The sequence below is a fragment of the Staphylococcus sp. 231237_7MaSpsaltlick genome (assembly GCF_043107035.1).
Genome location: NZ_JBICNX010000001.1, coordinates 101,721 through 121,744 on the forward strand (window position 1 = coordinate 101,721; position 20,024 = coordinate 121,744).

Annotated in this window: 19 protein-coding genes; 10 read left to right on the plus strand and 9 right to left on the minus strand. The window is 32.8% G+C overall.

Features of this window, described 5'->3' with window-relative positions:
• Positions 1–95 precede the first annotated feature (95 nt).
• The 4 genes from ACF91D_RS00590 to ACF91D_RS00605 form a co-directional block, all read right to left on the minus strand.
• Positions 96–563: a helical membrane plugin domain-containing protein gene (locus ACF91D_RS00590; protein ID WP_039068067.1), complete on the minus strand. Its 468-nt coding sequence runs from the start codon at positions 561–563 to the stop codon at positions 96–98.
• Entirely contained in the window at positions 563–3,517 is a 2,955-nt protein-coding gene (gene fdhF, locus ACF91D_RS00595) for a formate dehydrogenase subunit alpha (protein ID WP_069792399.1), read from the minus strand. The genes ACF91D_RS00590 and fdhF overlap by 1 nt, the downstream gene beginning before the upstream one ends.
• 292 nt (positions 3,518–3,809) lie before the next feature.
• On the minus strand, positions 3,810–4,772 hold the full coding sequence (locus tag ACF91D_RS00600; RefSeq protein WP_237282863.1) for an LCP family glycopolymer transferase: 963 nt from the start codon (positions 4,770–4,772) through the stop codon (positions 3,810–3,812).
• Positions 4,773–4,899: 127 nt separating this feature from the next.
• Positions 4,900–5,691: an inositol monophosphatase family protein gene (locus ACF91D_RS00605; protein ID WP_039068074.1), complete on the minus strand. Its 792-nt coding sequence runs from the start codon at positions 5,689–5,691 to the stop codon at positions 4,900–4,902.
• Between the two features lie 455 nt (positions 5,692–6,146).
• Between ACF91D_RS00605 and ACF91D_RS00610 the strand changes: the two genes are divergently transcribed.
• The 6 genes from ACF91D_RS00610 (at position 6,147) to ACF91D_RS00635 (ending at position 11,789) form a co-directional block, all read left to right on the plus strand.
• Positions 6,147–6,839 (plus strand): helix-turn-helix transcriptional regulator, encoded by a 693-nt coding sequence (locus ACF91D_RS00610; protein ID WP_039068075.1) that lies wholly within the window; start codon positions 6,147–6,149, stop codon positions 6,837–6,839.
• 188 nt (positions 6,840–7,027) lie between these two features.
• Positions 7,028–7,357 (plus strand): hypothetical protein, encoded by a 330-nt coding sequence (locus tag ACF91D_RS00615; protein ID WP_069792397.1) that lies wholly within the window; start codon positions 7,028–7,030, stop codon positions 7,355–7,357.
• Between the two features lie 98 nt (positions 7,358–7,455).
• Positions 7,456–8,514: a MupG family TIM beta-alpha barrel fold protein gene (locus ACF91D_RS00620; RefSeq protein ID WP_069792396.1), complete on the plus strand. Its 1,059-nt coding sequence runs from the start codon at positions 7,456–7,458 to the stop codon at positions 8,512–8,514.
• Complete coding sequence (gene murQ / locus ACF91D_RS00625; RefSeq protein ID WP_069792395.1) at positions 8,511–9,398, plus strand: N-acetylmuramic acid 6-phosphate etherase; 888 nt, start codon at positions 8,511–8,513, stop codon at positions 9,396–9,398. Before ACF91D_RS00620 ends, murQ begins: the two co-directional genes overlap by 4 nt.
• 73 nt (positions 9,399–9,471) lie before the next feature.
• Positions 9,472–10,911 carry a PTS transporter subunit EIIC gene (locus ACF91D_RS00630; protein WP_327620721.1) on the plus strand — a complete coding sequence of 480 codons (1,440 nt, stop codon included), beginning with the start codon at positions 9,472–9,474 and terminating at the stop codon, positions 10,909–10,911.
• Positions 10,912–10,913: 2 nt separating this feature from the next.
• Positions 10,914–11,789, plus strand: a complete 876-nt coding sequence (locus ACF91D_RS00635) for a MurR/RpiR family transcriptional regulator (protein ID WP_069792393.1) — start codon at positions 10,914–10,916, stop codon at positions 11,787–11,789.
• A 226-nt stretch (positions 11,790–12,015) separates the two neighbouring features.
• On the opposite strand, the gene ACF91D_RS00640 is transcribed toward ACF91D_RS00635, so the two are convergent.
• Both ACF91D_RS00640 and ACF91D_RS00645 read right to left on the minus strand, forming a co-directional pair.
• Entirely contained in the window at positions 12,016–13,443 is a 1,428-nt protein-coding gene (locus ACF91D_RS00640; protein ID WP_327620722.1) for an alkaline phosphatase, read from the minus strand.
• Between the two features lie 462 nt (positions 13,444–13,905).
• The gene (locus tag ACF91D_RS00645; protein ID WP_069792392.1) at positions 13,906–15,294 is read right to left on the minus strand and encodes an amino acid permease; all 1,389 of its coding nucleotides are present in this window, start codon (positions 15,292–15,294) and stop codon (positions 13,906–13,908) included.
• A 314-nt stretch (positions 15,295–15,608) separates the two neighbouring features.
• Between ACF91D_RS00645 and ACF91D_RS00650 the strand changes: the two genes are divergently transcribed.
• The 3 genes from ACF91D_RS00650 to ACF91D_RS00660 all read left to right on the plus strand — a co-directional run bounded on the left by ACF91D_RS00650 (position 15,609) and on the right by ACF91D_RS00660 (position 17,049).
• Positions 15,609–16,439, plus strand: coding sequence for a formate/nitrite transporter family protein (locus ACF91D_RS00650; protein ID WP_069792391.1), 831 nt, complete (start codon positions 15,609–15,611; stop codon positions 16,437–16,439).
• 71 nt (positions 16,440–16,510) lie between these two features.
• Complete coding sequence (locus ACF91D_RS00655) at positions 16,511–16,867, plus strand: hypothetical protein (protein WP_039068085.1); 357 nt, start codon at positions 16,511–16,513, stop codon at positions 16,865–16,867.
• On the plus strand, positions 16,867–17,049 hold the full coding sequence (locus ACF91D_RS00660; RefSeq protein ID WP_069792390.1) for a hypothetical protein: 183 nt from the start codon (positions 16,867–16,869) through the stop codon (positions 17,047–17,049). Before ACF91D_RS00655 ends, ACF91D_RS00660 begins: the two co-directional genes overlap by 1 nt.
• Before the next feature lie 49 nt (positions 17,050–17,098).
• Here the strand turns inward: ACF91D_RS00660 and ACF91D_RS00665 are convergent, their stop codons facing one another.
• The 3 genes from ACF91D_RS00665 to ACF91D_RS00675 all read right to left on the minus strand — a co-directional run bounded on the left by ACF91D_RS00665 (position 17,099) and on the right by ACF91D_RS00675 (position 19,081).
• Complete coding sequence (locus ACF91D_RS00665) at positions 17,099–17,290, minus strand: hypothetical protein (protein WP_039068087.1); 192 nt, start codon at positions 17,288–17,290, stop codon at positions 17,099–17,101.
• Positions 17,291–17,294: 4 nt separating this feature from the next.
• A complete protein-coding gene (locus tag ACF91D_RS00670; protein WP_069792389.1) occupies positions 17,295–17,939 on the minus strand; it encodes an HAD family hydrolase in 645 nt (214 codons plus the stop codon).
• A 227-nt stretch (positions 17,940–18,166) separates the two neighbouring features.
• Complete coding sequence (locus tag ACF91D_RS00675; RefSeq protein WP_202847917.1) at positions 18,167–19,081, minus strand: bile acid:sodium symporter family protein; 915 nt, start codon at positions 19,079–19,081, stop codon at positions 18,167–18,169.
• A 265-nt stretch (positions 19,082–19,346) separates the two neighbouring features.
• Here ACF91D_RS00675 and ACF91D_RS00680 point away from each other — a divergent pair, with 265 nt between their 5' ends.
• Entirely contained in the window at positions 19,347–19,877 is a 531-nt protein-coding gene (locus ACF91D_RS00680) for a hypothetical protein (protein WP_069792387.1), read from the plus strand.
• Positions 19,878–20,024: the final 147 nt, after the last annotated feature.

Consider the following 20,024-nt stretch of genomic DNA (forward strand, 5'->3'; position numbering starts at 1 on the left):
CAATCTAACGCCTTACCTTGAACATAGCAAAGGCTAGGACAATAATAACTATCCTAGCCTCGCTTATTTCATATAATTTTATAATCACAAACTAACTATTCTCTAGACATACCTCTTAGCATATTCAGCATATACGTCAAGCTACGGTTCATTTCATCATCTTTCAAAATTCCCATTAAACCAGTAATAGATGTTTTTTGATTTGGATTTGCTTTATTTGCAACGCTTAAACCTTTATTTACTTTATTAAGCATTGTCGATAGGTCATTTACATTTAAATCACCAAGTAAGAATACTAGTGAAGCCATATTAGAAATTAACCCTGTATACTGCTCTTTGTTGAGTTCAACAGCAAACTTATTAGCAATAACGCCTCTACTTTTAACTGCACCGGATAATGCGTCTAATAATTTAGCATCATCTAATGTGCTGATAATATTAATTGCTTTTAAGATACTATCTTTATTTGCAACAATTGCATCTGTAACTTCTGCCAAACTATCTTGCTTCAGTTCTTCTTCGGACTTTTGCATACGTTTAATATTAGTTATTCTTTCAGCCATTATTTATCCACCTGACTTCCTGGGAATGTATAATCTTCACGTTTCCATTTGTCTTGAACTCGAACACTATACTGTGGTTGACGTTGTTTATTGACACGGAAGTTTGTAGGATTTAATGGTGATTTACCTCTACGTGTTTTAACTTCCATACGACAACTTGTGCGTTTGTATGACGGCGTATCTGTGTCTTTATCAACATCACTATTGGTCAATAAGTTGATTGCACCTTTATCACCATGAACCATTGCGTTATTATTCAAAGGAATATAAATTTCTTTGCCTTTTACTCTGTCTGTTACGTGCGCAATTAATTCTGCTTCACCAGATTCAGAAATCAATTTAATTTCTGCCCCTTCATGAATATCTCTTTCTTTAGCAAGTTCAGGAGATATTTCTACAAAGGCATGTGGCATTTTATATTCCAAACCTGGAACTTTATAAGTCATATTACCTTCATGGAAATGTTCTAATAAACGTCCGTTATTAACATGTAAATCATACTCTTCATTTACTTTAAAGAAATTATCAAATGTCAATGGATAGAAATTAGCCTTTCCATCTTCAAAATTAAACCCATTAAGATATAATGTTGGTTCATCTTTACCATCTTCAGCAACTGGCCATTGTAAACTATTATAACCTTCAAGTCTGTCATAATTCACGCCTGAATAAAGTGGTGTTACTCTAGCAATTTCATCCATGATTTCACTTGGATGTGTGTAACCCCAGTCATAGCCTAATGATTTTGCTACTGCTTGGATAATTTCCCAATCAGGTTTAGAATCGCCTTTAGTATCTAAAGCTTGGTACAAACGTTGGATACGACGTTCTGTATTTGTAAATGTTCCAGTTTTTTCAAGTGAAGGACTTGCTGGTAATACAACATCTGCATATGTTGCTGTAAATGTAAAGAATTCATCTTGTACTACTAAGAAACCGACTTTTTCTAATGCTGCTTGTACATAGTTGATATTTGAATCTACAATACCAGTATCTTCACCATATAAATATAGGGAATCGATTTCACCTTCATGTATGCCTTCCATCATTTGATGATTATCTTTACCAGGGACACTTGGTAAAGATTGACCATATTCCCTTTCAAATTTAGCGCGAATTTCATCGTCTACAACCTTTTGATAGCCTGGGAATTGATCAGGCATACTGCCCATGTCACTACATCCTTGAACATTGTTATGTCCACGTAGAGGATAAGCACCTGTACCTGGTTTTCTATAGTTACCTGTTGCTAATAATAAATTAGAAATTGCAGTGGATGTATCACTACCTATATCTTGTTGTGTAACACCCATCGCCCACGCAATAGATACTGTCTTGGCATCGGCTAATTGTTGCGCGAAATCAATTAAATCTTCTTTAGCAATACCTGTAGTTTCTTCTGCAAATTCCATTGTATAAGGCGCTAATGATTTATAATAATCTTCAAAATGGTTAACCCATTCATCAATAAATGACTTATCATGCAATTCGTTATCAATGATATATTTTGTCACAGCAGATAACCAAACTAAATCTGTACCTGGTTTTGGTTGATAGAAATTATCGGCACGTTCAGCCATTTCATGTTTACGAATATCAAAGACATTTAAAGTATTGTTATATAATTTATGACCTCGCTTAATACGAGATGCAATTACTGGGTGTGCTTCTGCTGTGTTTGTACCTATCAATACAACCATATCTGCTATCTCAAGATCATCTATAGAACCTGAGTCACCACCATGACCTACAGTTCTAAATAATCCTTTAGTTGCTGGAGCTTGGCAGTAACGTGAACAGTTATCTACGTTATTTGTACCAATAACTTGTCTAGCGAGTTTTTGCATGAGATAAGATTCTTCATTTGTAGCTTTTGAAGAAGAAATAAATGCTAAACCGTCAGCGCCGTGCGATGCTTTCACTTTGTTAAAGTTGTTCGCAACAACTTTTAAAGCCTCTTCCCATTCAACTTCTTCAAACTGCCCATTTTTACGTACTAAAGGTTTTGTTAAACGTTCATCTGAATCAACATAATCCCAACCAAATTTCCCTTTAACACAAGAAGAAATTTTATTCGCTGGTGATTCGTGTTGTGGTTGAACTTTTAACACTTCTCTATCTTTTGTCCAAACATCGAAAGAACAACCTACGCCACAGTATGTACATACTGTCTTAGTTTTTTCGATACGCTCTTCACGCATAGCCGCTTCTGAATCTGAAACTGCAAACAACGGACCATAACCAGGCTCTGCCTTCTTAGTTAAATCAATCATCGCTGCAAGTGAACCTGGCTCTAAATCTGTCATATAACCTGCGTTACCTTCCATGTTCACTTCTAGCATTGCATTACACGGACATACTGTTGCACATTGTCCACATCCTACACATGATGAATCATTTATCGTTGTATCATTATCCCAGATTACTCGTGGCTGTTGGCGTTCCCAATCAATTGTAAGTGTTTCGTTTACTTGAACGTCTTGACATACTTCCACACAACGGCCACATAAAATACATTGATCTGGATCATAACGATAAAACGGACCATAATCTTTTTCATAGGGTTTTTCTTTATATTCATAAGTTTGGTGTTCTAAGCCCCATTGGTCCATTGTATTGTGAATTTCACAATCACCATTGTTATAATCACACACAGTACAATAGAGCATATGCTTTTCTAAAATTCTATCTAGCGCTTCTTTTTGACTCGTTTGTACTTTATCATTTTGCGTATTAACAATCATTGGTCTATCTATCGTCGTGCCACATGCTCGTTGCATTTTCCCATCGATTTCCACAGTACATGTATCACATGTTTGTATAGGACCTAACGATTCGTTATAGCATATCGACGGAACAAAAGTATCTTGAGATTTAATAAACTGTAGTAAATTTGTTCCGGGTTCTACAAGATAGTCTTTACCGTCTAAAGAGACAATTAAATGTTCTTGCATGATCTTCACCCCTATTATTATTTATTCTGCCCATGTAAAAACTTCATAAGATGTTAGTTAACATTCCATCTAAAAAGCCCCACACTTTTTTAAGATAATGTTACTTACATTGTATATGTATTTACATTAAATGTTAAGGTATTCTATTATATTTCACTGTTTTTTATTCTTTATTTAGTATGTAGCACAAAATTAAAAATATGGAAAATGAAACTATTACGTTTACAGTAGTCATAATTCACATAAAAAAGCTATATGTTTACATGGTGCTGTAAACATATAGCTTTATAAATTATATACCTAAATTATCTTTAATTGTTGATTCGATTTCACTTAACGAACTATCACTCGGAACAAAGTAATACAGTCCATCATCTTGTATGCCACCTTGACCTTCTAATTGATGTCTATTGACATTGTCGTTAGCATCTTTATAATTACTTCTAACTTTATTTAATTGCCCAATTGAAAGGTCTGTCTTGACGTTGTCTTCGATGTGATTCATCAATGAATTAAAGTGTGTAACCGAACTTACACTTGTCAGTTTGTTCGCAAGTCCTTGGATAACTAATTGTTGACGTTCTTGTCGTCCAAAATCTCCACCAGCACCATCTTCTTTACGGCTTCTTATAAATGCCATAGCTTCTTTGCCATCCATCTTTTTGTTTTCGCCTTGATTAAACTGATAGCCATCATATGAAAAAGTAGCATTACTTGTTACTGAAATACCGCCAACAGTATCTATCATGTCTTTCATACCATCCATATCTATCGTTGCATAATGATCAATTGGTACATTTAATAATTTTTCAACTGATTTCACAGCCATATCTGGACCACCATATGCATAGGCGTGGTTAATTTTTTCGGTTGTACCTTTACCAACGATATCAGCTTGTGTATCTCTAGGGATACTTACAATTTCAGTCGTTTTCTTTTGTGGGTTTATCGATAATACCATCACCGTATCACTACGTTGCCCGCCTCCATTTGCATCTCTTTTAGCATCTGAATCTACACCAAATAATGCTATATTAAATGGATCACCATTATCTAAGTTCACATTTTTATCTCTCAATGCCGATTTGTCTCTATCTAACGGGTTATGTATTGACCCTCCGACAGAAAATATTTTGAAACCTAGGTAAATCACTGCTAGTAAGGCAAATAAAACTAATATTCCCAAAAACCATAAAAATATTTTAGCAGGTAATCCCATTTTTCTATTCTTCTCAGAACGATTCACTCTTATCATGCTCCATTTCCATATTCAATTTTCTACTCTATTTAATAATACATTATATAGTATTATTTTTTAGATGACATAGTTCTTAAGACCTATTATTTATTAAATAAAATATTAATATAGTAAATCACTTTCTTTATTTCTTATAGCCCTTACCCGAATTCAAAATTGCTAATACTGCTTCATGGCATGCGGGGTTACTAATTATAAATGGACCTGCCTTAGCAAAATCTAACGCTGTGTTATCCAATGTTGTCATTTTCAATCCAAGTTCACTTGAAAATAAGAATTGAGCTGCAATATCCCATGGTTTAGGATTTGTATTTATATGAGCACCAAATTGTCCTTTAATAACACGAATTGAATCTAGACCACATGAGCCAATACAACGGTAGCCAAAGGATCCATCCTGTAAATCATGAATAGTTTCATCATTAATCACCAATGAATTAAATGAAATAATTGCTTCTTGTAAATCTATTGGTTCTGGTTCTAATATTGGCTCGCCATTTACATAAGCACCGTATCCTTTAATTGCTTTATATAATTTTCTATGTGGATAATCATAGATATAAGATAACACTGGTTCTCCATCAACAAAGTAACCTAAAATAATACAATAATCTTCTTGTTGTTTAACTAAATTTGTCGTGCCATCTATAGGATCCATTATCCATACATGCCCTTGTCTCGCATTGATATCAACATTAGACTTTTCTTCAGCAAATAATTGGTGCTCTGGAAAATGTTGAGCTAAAAATTGCTCGAATTTTTGTTGAATCGATTTATCAACGTTTGTTACTAAATCAAATCTATTTTGTTTTGTGCTCGTCACCATTTCTTTTATAAGGCTAGGGATAATATCATCTAAAGTTTCTAACCAAGCTATTACTGAATCATCTATGTAATTTAATTGTGCTTTTTCCATATGTTGTACACCTCTTTTAAATAGTATGTTTAATAAATAATCATTATGTATAATTTGTTATATTCTATCATAGAATTATCAAAGAAATATATGATAGCCCCCTAACTTTGAAAACTCTTGTATTTAAATATGTAGCTTTTTTATACTCTTACATCACATAAATAAAACCGACTAGCGATGCTAGCCGGTTAAATAGAAAGGAAAGTAAGTAATAAATATTGAAGATGTTTGATTAGTAACTCGTACGAATAGATGTTAACAAAACTATTATGTAATAGCCTACCCCTTTGTCATCTACTCGCTATCCCCTTGTTACTAAATTCATATTAACATAATCTTCGTTAATATGTAAGCGTTTTCTTTAAATTTTTAAAAATTTATTTTCTAAATGTCGTCATTGTCACTTTTATGCTATACTAAATGTAATATGTAATCATTCGGGAGGTGACTTTCTAATGAATAAACGCGAAAGACAAAATAAGCTTGTTCTAGCCATTCAAGAGAATAAACAAATTACAGCATCAGAGTTAGCTTCAAATTTAAATGTGTCAAAGCGTACGATTTTAAGAGATATTCAAGATTTAGAAGACCAAGGTGTCAAAATACTAGCAAAACATGGTAAACTTGGCGGCTATCAACTACAAGAAACACCCAATAGTTATGAGATTGAGTTGACTGAGAACCAATTATCAGCTTTGTTCTTGGTACTCAATGAAAGTCAATCATATACAACACTTCCATACAGAGAAGAAATTAATGCTATTATTAAAAAATGTCTCAACTTACCCTATACTAAAATGAGACGCACGCTAAAAAAACTAGATCGTTATATTAAATTTGACAAACAACAACACACAAACTTACCACCTATCTTTTCTGATGTACTCATATATAGTACCGAAAGAAATGTAATGGCGATGGAATTTTACAACAACAATCAAGTTGTAACAGAAAATGTCATTTTTATTGGCCTCTTATGTGATGAAGGATTATGGAAAGCAATTATCTTTGAAATTGGACTCGGTAAAACAAATGAAATTCCAATTGTTGATATCCACGATATTTCGTATTCATTTGAAAAAACGATTAAAACGCAAGATATAAATATAAATAATTATCAACAATTTTTAAATCCAACTGAGTCATAACAACCAGTTGGATTTTTTAATTTTCTGTTGTCGTGACGAATTACACTTTTCATTATATAAATTGAGAAAATGTCACAAACTCTTCTATATCCCACTTAGCATCTTCTATACAGTTTAACCACATCATTATTTAGCTAGGATTTAATATCTATTTAAATTAATTTCATAAATTACGAAAGGATGTTTTTATGTATCACCTAGAATTACACAATCTCAAGCAACGTATAACAAAATTATTAAACTTAATCGAATTATATAAATATGGCATTATGACCGATCATAGAGATAAATTAAAATTTCAACAAGACTTACATACTTACATCGAACATGATTACAACGATTTTATCCAAAATAACTTGCATCATAATTCCCTTTTTCATTATAACTATTTCAACTTTTTATCTAATCAAATAGAAGATCCAATGGATGAATTTACAATTGGCAATACGCTCAAGCACATTGAAACAGTTCAAGAACGCCTACTTAAAATACTAAAATTACTCTCCGCTGTTTTGTAATAAAATTTCACTTAATTGTTTTATTGAAAATGAAATTGTAATAGTTTTTCATGTATTGTACAATGAAAACGATTACAGTAATTAAGGAGTGATAACTGATGCATGGCTTTTCTATTTATCTCGGCCAACCCATCGATAAGTCGTATATTAGGCGCATGGTCGATCTAGGGTACAAAACGATTTTTACTTCAGTTCAAATACCTGAGGAAAATGAGGACACTAAATATCGCTATTTGGGAGAACTTTTAGAATTTTTATCAAACGATCAGCTGAACTATATGATTGATATCAATCCTTCGTTGCTGGATCATCATTTTTATGAATTTTTAAAGCAATATGAATCTGCACAATTTATAATTCGAATTGACCACAGCACTTCAATTGAAATAATAAATGAAATTATAAGCAATGATTTTCAATGTTGTCTAAATGCTAGTATCGTTTCAAATCATTTACTTCAACATTTATATCAACACATGAAACATTTTGATTACTTATGCTATTGTCATAACTATTACCCTCGACCAGACACAGGGTTAGAAACCCAATTTGTTAAATTACAAAATGATTTAATTTTATCATATAATCCACAGGCTAATATTTATGGTTTTATCGTAGGCACAACACTTCGTGGACCCCTTTTCAAAGGCTTACCGACAATAGAAAATACAAGGTATATGCATACAATTGAAAGCGCCCAGTTACTTCAAGACTTAAATACTCAGCATATTATGATTGGGGATCCGCGTTTGAATAATCAATGCTCACGACAACTTATCTCATTTTTAACACAAAGACATTTTAGTTTATCCATAATATTATGTGATTCACAAGCTGAAGAGATATTACTAAAGCCACACACGGTGCGTTCCGACAATCCAGGCAATTTAATAAGATCTCAAGAGGCCCGTAATTACTGTAAAACTGACATACAGCCATTATTGATATCTGAAAGAACACGCGGCTCCGTTACTTTAGACAATAAACATAACGGGCGTTATCAAGGTGAGCTACAAATCATCAAAAAAGTATTACCATCTCACAAAAACGTCAACGTTGTAGCGCAGATTGACACCGACGACATACCACTCATCAACTGTATGCGACCTAATGATTCATTTGAATTCACTATAATTGGTAAGGAGTTAAAATTATGAACAAGTCAATAACTGAATCAAGGAATGAAGCAACAATGCATTTAGATGAAATGACTATTCAGCAAGCTTTAGAAACAATGAATGCCGAAGACCAAAAAGTAGCAGAGCAAATAAAAGTTATCTTGCCTGAGCTAACAAAAGTAATAGAAATTACTACACAACAATTTAAACAAGGTGGTCGTATTATCTATATGGGCGCAGGCACAAGTGGTCGATTAGGCGTGCTAGACGCAGCAGAGTGTGTACCGACATTTAATACGGATACAAATGAGGTCATTGGATTAATCGCTGGTGGACAACGCGCGATGACCGTTGCTGTTGAAGGTGCTGAAGATGATGAAGCACTGGCACAAGAAGATTTACAACATATCCACGTTTCTGAAAAAGATGTTGTCATTGGCATTGCTGCAAGCGGTAGTACACCTTACGTCAAAGGTGGGCTAAAATATGCAACTCAAATTGGTGCATATACTGTAGCAATTTCTTGCAATGTGAACACTCAAATTAGCAAATTAGCACAATTCCCTATTGAAGTTAATGTTGGACCAGAAGTATTGACTGGTTCTACTAGATTAAAATCAGGCACTGCTCAAAAATTAATACTGAACATGATATCTACTATCACAATGGTTGGTGTTGGCAAAGTGTACGATAACCTTATGGTTGATGTTAAAGCAACAAATCAAAAATTAATTGATCGCTCTATTCGTATCATTCAAGATATTTGTGATATTTCTTATGAAAAATCACAAAAATTATATAAAGATTCAGATCAAAATTTAAAAGTAGCAGTTGTCATGCACCTATGTAATATATCAAAATCGGAAGCTTCAAAACGTTTACAACGCAACGACAATATTATCAAAAAAGCCATTAAAGACTAAATATTTTTTAAATACAACTGTCATTTATTTACACATTTCATAAATTTTTAATGACAGAAAAGGAGGTCATTTTATGACAAAAGAGCAATTACTTGCTGAAAGTATCATAGACGCTGTAGGCGGACTTGATAATATGGATAATGTTATTAATTGTATGACTCGCGTTAGAATAAAAGTATTAGATGAAGATAAGATTGACTATGAAAATCTAAAAGCCATTAAAGGAGTTATGGGTGTCGTAAAAGACGACCGAGTACAAGTTGTTGTGGGCCCTGGAACAGTCAATAAAGTAGCTTCTCATATGTCTGAGTTAAGTGGTGTACGTTTAGGTGAAACGATTCCTCATAACAGTAAAAATTATCGGGTAGATGCCGAAGCAAAAGCCAAAGAAAATAAATCTTCTATTCAAAGCAAACAGCAACGTGGTAAATTTAATAAATTACTAAAAACAATCGCTAATATCTTTATCCCTCTTATTCCTGCATTTATTGGGGCAGGTTTAATTGGCGGTATCGCAGCTGTATTAAGTAACCTTTTAGCAGCTGGTCAGATTTCTGGCGAGTGGGTAACGCAACTCGTCACCGTTTTTAATGTTATTAAAGATGGTATGCTAGCCTATTTAGCAATCTTTACAGGTATTAACGCTGCTAAAGAATTTGGCGCTACGCCAGGTTTAGGTGGTGTTATTGGTGGTACAACGTTATTAACGGGTCTAACTGATGAAAATATGATTACAAACATTTTCACAGGCGAACCGTTACAAGCTGGTCAAGGTGGTATAATCGGCGTTATTTTTGCAGTATGGCTCCTTAGTATCGTCGAAAAACGATTACATAAAATTGTTCCAAATGCCGTAGATATTATCGTTACGCCAACAATTACTTTGTTTATTATAGGCCTTTTAACAATCTTTATCTTTATGCCTTTAGCTGGTTTCGTTTCAGATGGCCTTGTTTCAGTAATAAATGCAATTATCGATGTTGGTGGCGTCTTTAGTGGATTTATTATTGGTGCATTTTTCCTACCACTAGTTATGTTAGGATTGCACCATATGTTTACACCAATTCATATTGAGATGATTAACCAAACTGGTGCAACTTATTTGCTACCAATCGCTGCGATGGCAGGTGCTGGACAAGTCGGAGCTGCTTTAGCATTATGGGTAAGATGTAGTAAAAATACCACACTTAGAGATACACTTAAAGGCGCCCTACCTGTTGGATTCTTAGGTATTGGTGAACCACTTATATATGGTGTTACTCTACCTTTAGGGAAACCTTTCATTACAGCATGTATTGGTGGCGGTATCGGAGGCGCTGTTATCGGAGGCATTGGGCACATAGGTGCAACCGCAATTGGCCCAAGTGGTATCTCATTATTACCATTGATTTCGGACCATATGTACTTAGGCTATATAGCCGGATTACTCGCAGCATATGTCGGTGGTTTCTTATTCACTTATTTCTTTGGTACAACAAAAGCTATGCGAGAAACTGATACTCTAGGTGATTAACTATGACCAACGTACTATATAAAATTGATCGACAATACACGGAATTAACTAAAAGTGAGAAAAAAATTGCAGATTATATTTTGAATACACCACACAAAATTATCAATATGTCTGTTCAAGATTTATCTAATGAAATAAATACAAGTACCGCTTCTATTGTTAGATTCAGTAAGAAAATGACTGAAAAAGGATTTCAAGAACTAAAAATAGCTATCTCTCGCTACTTACCTGAAGAAACGTTAAACAACAATCATCTTGAATTAATGGATAATGAAACAGTAGATGTATTGAAGTCTAAAATGTTGTCTCGTGCTACAAACACTATGAACTTTGTGTCAAACCATATTGATAATGAAACTATAGATATGATATGCGAAAAAATGCAAAGCGCTCGTACAATTTTTCTATTTGGTTATGGCGCTTCACTTGTAATTGTTACAGACCTATTTCAAAAGTTATCTAGAATTGGGTTAAATGTAAGGCTTTTACAAGAAACTCATTTGTTTATGTCTACACTCGCTACACATGATGAACGTGATTGTATTATATTCGTAACAAATCAAGGTAGCCATAGTGAAATGCAATCCATGGCAAAAGTAGCAACAGATTATCAAATTCCTATAATTACTATTTCAAGTTCAAATGATAATCATATTGCAAAAATATCAGATTATACGTTGATATATGGGCAAACGGATGAAAATGAATTACGTATGGCTGCAACAACATCTTTATTTGCTCAATTGTTCACAGTCGATATTTTATATTACCGTTACATCGCACTAAATTACAATGATTCATTAGATGCTATTACGCAATCTAAAATGGCTTTAGACAATTATCGAAAGCATTTATCAAATATTCATTTCAAACATTAAAATACAACCTACCTATCAAACGATTTTTACATTGCTAGGTAGGTTGTATCTTTTTACAATAGGTATATGAATTAGAAATTTTAGCTCATATAATTTTTAACCACCAAATAAAGAAAGAAGCCAGAGATAAATCAATGTTTTATGTGATTTATCAAACTCACTTCTTTCTTATTTGTCATTATTTATAATTTTCTCACTGATTTTATACCAATTTCATTTGATTCAATTAGTTTTGTTCATTTTTGAAGAAATCAAAGATATTGTTCGCATTATCCGTGTTATCAATATTTCCTCTAAATTGCTCACTACCAGGTCCGTATGCATAAGTGTTTACGTCTTCACCAGTATGACCATATGTCGTCCAACCAGTATGTGATTTATCATTAATTGGCTTTTGTACTGCGTCTTGTACTTTTTGCATTTGTTCTTTATACTCATCCGATTCTTTATCTAACTTATTAAGTTTTGTTGCTTCATCTTTAACTTTATCAATTTGTACTTGCTCAACATCAAAGCCATAACCCTCTTGAATTACTTTCTGTGGATCTTTACCTTTAGCAATCTCTTTGGTCATATACATTCCTGAGTGTTTCATAGATTGAATTGCTTCTGGATTCCACACATAATCTTTACCTTTAGCAATAGATAAACCACCCGTTGAGTGATCAGCTGTTGCAACTACTAATGTATCAGGATTTGATTTCGCATAATTTGTTGCAAATTCAAATGTTTTTTCGAAACCATTCATTTCAGACATTACACCTGTTATATCGTTTGGGTGCCCAGCCTTATCAATAGATGCACCTTCTATCATTAAGAAAAAGCCTTTATCATTTTGTTGTAATTTATTTACTGCTGTATCTGCCATATCTAGAAGTTTAGGATTTTTATCTGGTGCGTCAATTTGCAATGGCATATCGTTATCAGCAAAAAGCCCTAGGATTTGTTTGTTCGTGGACTTTTGCATATCTGTTTTATTATCGACAACATCATAACCGTCTTTTTTAAATTTATCTACTAGATTACCATTTTCTTTGCCAAAATATTCTGCTCCACCACCTAGTAAGACATCTACTTTATGCTCACCATTAATTTTATCGTTATAGAATTGTTTAGCAATTTCATCTTTTTTATCACGGCTATCAACATGTGCCGCGTATGCTGCTGGTGTTGCATCAGTCAATTCTGCAGTAGACACTAGTCCAGTCGACTTTCCATTTTCCTTAGCTTGCTCTAATACAGTTTTTACCTTTTGCTTATTGTCATCTAAACCAATTGCCCCATTATAACTTTTATGACCAGAACTAAACGCTGTTGCCCCAGCCGCAGAATCAGTTACATTTTCTTTTGGATCACTAGGATTTGTACGTTGATTACCTACTAAATATTTATCAAAAGCAGTCTTTTCCATTTCTTTTGTTTCTGGATTATCAGCAAAATAACGATAAGCAGAATTGTATGAAGGACCCATACCATCCCCAACTAAAAATATTACATTTTTTGGATTTTTTGGATTCCCCATATATGAAACATCATTTTCTTTTGACGTATCTCCTCCACCCGAGGCATAGGTTGACTGCGCACTCCCCAACACAGAACCCATAATAATTGCACTTGCCACAGAAACAGTTGCTAATTTGTTAAAAATTTTCATAAAGTAATAACTCCTTTAAATATGTATTATAGATCTACACTTTAAGTGTAGTGCAGAAGTTTTGAGTAATTGTTTTAACGCAGTAAATTTTATGTAAATTAAAGATAAAGTTATGTATTCAACGAGCCAAATCTCACATACTGATAATAATTAAAAATAATAACAAGACAGACATCCTTTATTTGCTAAACAATTTCGTTGTATCAATACTTTCTCAACAAGGAGACTAAATGACATAAAAAGACAAGGAGTGAGACAGAAATCTAATTAGTTTAAAAAGATTTCATCGTCCCACCCCTTTAAGATGACTATATTTAATAATAAAAGATTTACTTGAGCTAATGCTCATGCACAAGTTCCACTATCTTTTAATAAAGGAACACTTGAGCCAAAATTCATGTGTAAAAACCACTAACTCATTACATTGAGAAGTGGTTCTTTAGAGAAGTGGGACTTTATACTTTAAAGTTGTTGATCTTTACTTAATTTATGGTAGCCCTTCAAGAAGAAGAACATCGTCATAAACAATAGGAATACAATACCGATAACTACTGAAACCACAGTTTCTTTATTAAATAACATGCCAATTAACACCATAATAAAGAACGCCATTGTAATGTAGTTTGTAAATGCGCCACCTGGCATCTTGAAGGGATGACCTTCCACTTCTTCAGGATGATTTTTTCTAAATCTTAAATGACTAATTAAAATCATGAACCATGGTACCATACCTGGTAAAATCGAAGCGCTATAAACATATACGAATACACTATCAGCACCTTTAATAAACAATGGTAAGATTACATTAAGTAAAGCACCAATTAAAATACCTGTGGCAATTGCTAGTACAGTCCAAATAGGGACACCATTTTTCATTACTTTACCAAAGAATTTAGGTAACATACCTTTTTGAGATAGATTTAATGACATACGGCTGGCACTAAATATACCTGAGTTACAGCCTGACATTGCTGCAGTAAGTACAACAAAATTGATTAATCCAGCTGCAAAAGTGATGCCGACTTTAGCAAACGTAGCTACGAATGGGCTACCGATATTTCCTAATTCATCCCAAGGATAAACTGTAACAATTACAAAAATTGCACCAATATAGAAAATCAAAATACGCCAGATAACACCGTTAACCGCGCTCTTGATATTTTTTTGTGGATCTTTTGTTTCACCAGCAGTAATACCAATTAATTCAACACCTTGGTATGAGCCGATAACAATTGAAAGTGCAAAGAAGAAGCCAATCCAACCATTAGGCATAAATCCGCCATGAGACCATAAATTCGAGAGACCAATTGCTTCTCCACCATTTCCTAGACCAAAGAAGATAAGACCAAAACCTGCAACTATCATTAAAATAATTGTAACTACTTTAATCATCGCAAACCAAAACTCAAATTCACCAAACGCTTTAACAGATACAAGGTTAGCACCGGCTAATAACGCTACAACAATAACACCCGGTATCCATTGTGGTAAATCAGGGAACCAATAGTTCATATATTCTCCGACTGCGATTACCTCACTCATACCTACAACTACCCATTGGAAAACGTTGCTCCAAGCCGTTAGATAACCTGCTACTGGATGTATGTAATCACTTGCAAAGTTAGCAAAAGAACCAGAAGTAGGATGTAAATAAACCATTTCTCCCATCGCTCTCATTACTAAGAATAAAAATATACCTGCAATTAAATATGCAAATATAACAGAAGGACCTGTCCATTTTATAGTGCTTGTAGCTCCCATAAATAGTCCTACACCAATCGTTCCACCAAGTGCAATCATACGCATTTGACGTGCACCTAGCCCCCTCTGTAATTCGTTATTATCTTTCATCATTCAAACCCCATCTCTTTCAAATATAAGTGGAACTAAATTCACTTATTATGACGTTATTATACTATAAATTCAAAAAATTAAAACAATTATTTTCACTTATATGTAAGGGCTTACATAACCATTTAACAATTGTACGCGATTTTACATTAAAAAGTAAAGCTTTATTAAAAAAATATTCCCTTCACAATCTACTATTAAAATAGAGCGAAAATCTAATCCCAAGTGAATTAATGTAGAAATTGTGAAAAATATCACAAATACTTGCTAACATAGTATACTTATAATTAATTATAGAAAGCGAGGATAAAAAATTGAAGGAAAAAAACATTAAATGGGATAAAGTATTTTATGGGAAAGCTTGGATTGACCACGTAGTTGATACCATCAAAACTAAAGACATTTTACAAAGCTTTTATTTTAAACGCTATTTACTTCGAGCTATAATGGCTGGTTTTATTTTAGGTGTTATTACTGTCTTCGTTTTGCTTATTAAAGCGTCACTAGACACTCATCTACCTTCTGGTGTTATCAATATAATTGCATCTATAGCATTTAGTTTTGCCTTAGTACTTATCTTATTTACCAATTCAGAATTGCTAACGAGTAATTTTATGTATTTTACAGTTGGCTTATATTATCGTGTCATTAGCCCTACCAGAGTTTTTAAAATTTTTACACTATGCTTTATCGGTAATGCCTTAGGCGGATTTTTATTTTTCTTGTTATTACGTCATTCTGATGTGATGACCACTGACATGTTAATACAATTAGAGCACACGATTGAACATAAGACTTTAACTGCTGGCTTTACTGCAATATTGATTAAAGCAATTTTCGCTAATTTCTTCATTAATATTTCTTTAGTCATAGCAATGCAAATAGATGATGTTTTAGCTAAAATGTTCGTCATGATGTTTGGTGTATCTATATTTGCATTTATGGGTTATGAGCACGTTGTATATAACTCCGTACTATTTGGTGGCGGTTTAGTCTACCAAAGTAGTGAATTAATATTTATCCCTGTGAGTATCAATTTAATAGCTTCAGCCATCGGCAATTACATCGGTGGCGGATTAATTATAGGTTTATTCTATGCTTATTTAAATGATCATCACCAATATGAACATAAAATACCAAGATAACTACTAATACAATATTTCATCTATTTTGTATGGTATAATTTTCAGTAGATTTTATTACAAAGGAGTTATATATGAATAAACACTTAATGAAACGTACGCTTACGGTTTCCATTATATTTGGTGTGTTATTTTTCTTTTTAAATTATTTTAGTGAGTCTGATAGTTCAGTTGCTCCTTTAATATTAAAAAGTGTAATGGTTATCTTTGTTTTTGGCATTTTATATTATACTTTATTTTCTATTGTAAATTCTCCAGAACGAAAATATAAATTTGGTATAACTATTCCTATTGCATTATTAATTGCGATTATCATAAGTGCTCTCTTTTCAGCAATAAAAGCCGGAATCATTATTGGATTAATCTTAGGTATTATTGCCGGCTACGTTTGGGAGTTTTTAACAAAAAATCAAAATGGTGGTGACAAATAATGAGTGTAATATTAGGAATCATCGTAATTATTTTATTAATTGTAAGCTTAATTCCAAATTTGAAAGCCTATAAAAAAACTAAAGAAACCGGAGAAAAGAATCCCCGGTTTGCTATCATGATAGGTATAGATGCTATACTGCTTGTTCTTGTATGTGTAACATTAATATTTCAACTTTTATAAAACAGATGACGCTTGTCTTGTAAAGCGTCATCTGTTTTAGTATATATAATCAAAATCTATCTTGTAGTACTAAATAATATAAAGCTACAGCTCCTAATAAATAAACCATTGTACCGACCATAAATGAACGAAATTGTATCTTAAAAGGAATCTTTTTATTAAATATTGGCCCTAAAACTAAATTACCTATAGCTAATATGATAGGGCCACCTAAGAAAAATATTAATAAATAACCATTCATACAACTAACTCCTATCAGCTTCAAAACATAATGCTATGATTTCATCCGCAGACAAATCTTTCCCTGTATATGCAATATGACTGAAGTCTTGTAATTCGGTCATGTGATTCGTGTTAACAATAACATCAAGGCCCGCAGTCACAGCTGCTGTTGCACCGTTTACTGAGTCTTCAATCGCTAGGCAATTTGCTGGGTTATAATTTAACCTTTGGACAGCAGTGAGATATGGATCCGGGTTTGGTTTAATTGACTCTACATCTTCACGTCCTACAATAACATCTATATATTCACTCAATCCTAAATTGTCAAACGTTGGCTGAATATCTTCACGATAACTACTTGTGGCAACTGCCATAGGTATATGACGTTTTTTACAATATTCCATAAGCTGATGCATAGCATCAACAATTGGTAAAGTAACACTCGTTTCATTATGTTCTAAATAAATCTTTTCTTTATCATTCATACCGATTTGTGCTTCCAAATAACTATGTAATTCCGTTGCGGCGCCTCCTATAGATTGACGATAAAAGTCTAATGATATTTCTTGTAAATTGTGTTGAATTAAGTGCTTATTAATAATTTCATACAGATGTTTTTCAGTATCTATAATTGTGCCATCAAAATCAAATACAACTGCCTTATACATAATTACGCCTCCTATTTAATATGGGGTAACATTCATTTAATGATAGCTTATCATATTTCATATTTTAATTAACTAATAATATATCTATTTTTATAACACAAATGAATAACATTAAAAATGGTCGAATCCATAGCATAGCTATAAATTCGACCATTAAGTTGCTCTAATTATTTAATTGTTTACTTGACTGTCCACAGTTTATAATTTGGCCTATCCTCTCCTTACTTTTATCGTTTATTCCAATACTTAGCTAATATTGGTCCAGTAATATTGTGAATCAGACTAAACACAGCCCCTGGCACTGCAGCTAATGGACTAAAATGAACGGTGGCTAATGATACAGCTAGCCCTGAATTTTGCATACCCACTTCAATAGAAACAGCTTTTTTATCAGCTCTTTCTAAACGGAATATTTTAGCCAAAGTATATCCAAGTGTGTACCCCACAACATTGTGTAATATAACAATTGCAAAAATCAATAAGCCAGTTTCAAGTATTTGTGATTTACTTCCCCCTACTACCGACGCTAAGATAAGTGAAATTGCTACAACTGAAACAATAGGTAAAGCTGTCGCTGATTTAGCGGCAAAGTTTTTAAATGATTTTTGTAAGACAAAGCCTATGATGATAGGAATTAAGATCACTTGAACAACAGACCAAAACATACTCATAAATGATACTTCTAACCATTGATTAGCAAATAAATATATTAAGGCTGGCGTTAAAATCGGTGCTAATAGTGTGGATACACTTGTAATTGCAACTGATAAAGCGACATTTGCATTAGCAAGGTAACTCATTACATTACTTGATGTTCCGCCAGGACAACATCCCACTAAAATGACACCTATAGCTACTTCAGGTGGTAGATGAAATAATTTAGCTATTAAAAAAGCTGCTACTGGCATAATTGTATATTGTAATATAACACCAATCATTACAGCACGCGGCGCTTGAAATACTATTTTAAAATCTTTAGGGTCAATCGTTAACCCCATCCCTAGCATAACAATACCTAATAAATAAGGTACCCAACCACTTAGTGTTGCTAATTGAGCAGGAAAAATAAAACCTATAATTGCAGCAACTAACATCCATAATAAAAATGTGTTGGTTGCAAACCTACTTACTTTTGATAACATCTATAAACACTTCCCTTTATGTATTAACAAAGAAAAATGTATCATACTTTATACTTCCAAACAACTTAATTTTCTAAATATTCTAAAAATAACATCTGTAATCAATTACTATGAAAAAATTTTAACTTCGTTCTTAAGACCTAGTGATTCCAATAAAAAAGAGTGGTACAATCTAATAGAAATAATAACTTGTGGAAATTTAAGTGTAATTGAATATTATGATTAATATAGATAAAACACTTTCTATAGATATTGGGGGTATCATATGTTTTTAGATAAAACTGAAACTTTTGTGTTAAATATTGGAGGATTAAATAATCGTGCCACAAGAAAAAATTTAACCAAACTTTGTAAACAAATACAATTTTGTAATTCATTTAAATTTACGATTTTCAAACAAAATAATTTGTATGCTTTGGAGATTAATTTACCAAAGCAGCAATTACCATATATAATTAGTTTCCTTAGTTTTCATAACTATTCTATTTATCAAATACTACTAGGTACAGATACTAATGACCTTTTAGATTTAGATCATTTATTATTATCTTCGAGACGTTTTGAATTAGTTGTAGATGGACTTCGTGACGCATTCATTAAAGACAAAGTCATCGATATTTTGAATTTAATAAATCAAACCGAATACATTACATATACTTTCAATCGCAATAAGATAAACGTATCTACGTCACCCTCAGTTTTTGCAAAACTCATATATATGATTGCTACACATAACATTGATATACTTGGCGCTGCATACCAACCTCGTTGGATGAATAAAGCTAGAATTTCATAGTATAAATATAAATAATAACAAAAGAAGAGGAACCGAGACATATATTTTTGTCTTGGTTCCTCTTAATCTAACCGCAATAGTTACTTAGAATGAAATTATTAATTAATTCTTATACGAGCGTTTTGTCGCTTGTTTAATTTATCCTAT

Excerpts from the sequence above, each read along its gene's own strand:
- ACF91D_RS00680 (WP_069792387.1), top strand. The coding sequence starts at position 19,347 with ATGTTTTTAGATAAAACTGAAACTTTTGTGTTAAATATTGGAGGATTA.
- ACF91D_RS00605 (WP_039068074.1), bottom strand. The coding sequence starts at position 5,691 with ATGGAAAAAGCACAATTAAATTACATAGATGATTCAGTAATAGCTTGG.
- ACF91D_RS00670 (WP_069792389.1), bottom strand. The coding sequence starts at position 17,939 with ATGTATAAGGCAGTTGTATTTGATTTTGATGGCACAATTATAGATACT.
- fdhF (WP_069792399.1), bottom strand. The coding sequence starts at position 3,517 with ATGCAAGAACATTTAATTGTCTCTTTAGACGGTAAAGACTATCTTGTA.
- ACF91D_RS00610 (WP_039068075.1), top strand. The coding sequence starts at position 6,147 with ATGAATAAACGCGAAAGACAAAATAAGCTTGTTCTAGCCATTCAAGAG.
- ACF91D_RS00660 (WP_069792390.1), top strand. The coding sequence starts at position 16,867 with ATGAGTGTAATATTAGGAATCATCGTAATTATTTTATTAATTGTAAGC.
- ACF91D_RS00635 (WP_069792393.1), top strand. The coding sequence starts at position 10,914 with ATGACCAACGTACTATATAAAATTGATCGACAATACACGGAATTAACT.
- ACF91D_RS00590 (WP_039068067.1), bottom strand. The coding sequence starts at position 563 with ATGGCTGAAAGAATAACTAATATTAAACGTATGCAAAAGTCCGAAGAA.
- ACF91D_RS00615 (WP_069792397.1), top strand. The coding sequence starts at position 7,028 with ATGTATCACCTAGAATTACACAATCTCAAGCAACGTATAACAAAATTA.
- ACF91D_RS00600 (WP_237282863.1), bottom strand. The coding sequence starts at position 4,772 with ATGATAAGAGTGAATCGTTCTGAGAAGAATAGAAAAATGGGATTACCT.
- ACF91D_RS00630 (WP_327620721.1), top strand. The coding sequence starts at position 9,472 with ATGACAAAAGAGCAATTACTTGCTGAAAGTATCATAGACGCTGTAGGC.
- ACF91D_RS00665 (WP_039068087.1), bottom strand. The coding sequence starts at position 17,290 with ATGAATGGTTATTTATTAATATTTTTCTTAGGTGGCCCTATCATATTA.
- ACF91D_RS00675 (WP_202847917.1), bottom strand. The coding sequence starts at position 19,081 with ATGTTATCAAAAGTAAGTAGGTTTGCAACCAACACATTTTTATTATGG.
- murQ (WP_069792395.1), top strand. The coding sequence starts at position 8,511 with ATGAACAAGTCAATAACTGAATCAAGGAATGAAGCAACAATGCATTTA.
- ACF91D_RS00620 (WP_069792396.1), top strand. The coding sequence starts at position 7,456 with ATGCATGGCTTTTCTATTTATCTCGGCCAACCCATCGATAAGTCGTAT.
- ACF91D_RS00645 (WP_069792392.1), bottom strand. The coding sequence starts at position 15,294 with ATGAAAGATAATAACGAATTACAGAGGGGGCTAGGTGCACGTCAAATG.
- ACF91D_RS00655 (WP_039068085.1), top strand. The coding sequence starts at position 16,511 with ATGAATAAACACTTAATGAAACGTACGCTTACGGTTTCCATTATATTT.
- ACF91D_RS00640 (WP_327620722.1), bottom strand. The coding sequence starts at position 13,443 with ATGAAAATTTTTAACAAATTAGCAACTGTTTCTGTGGCAAGTGCAATT.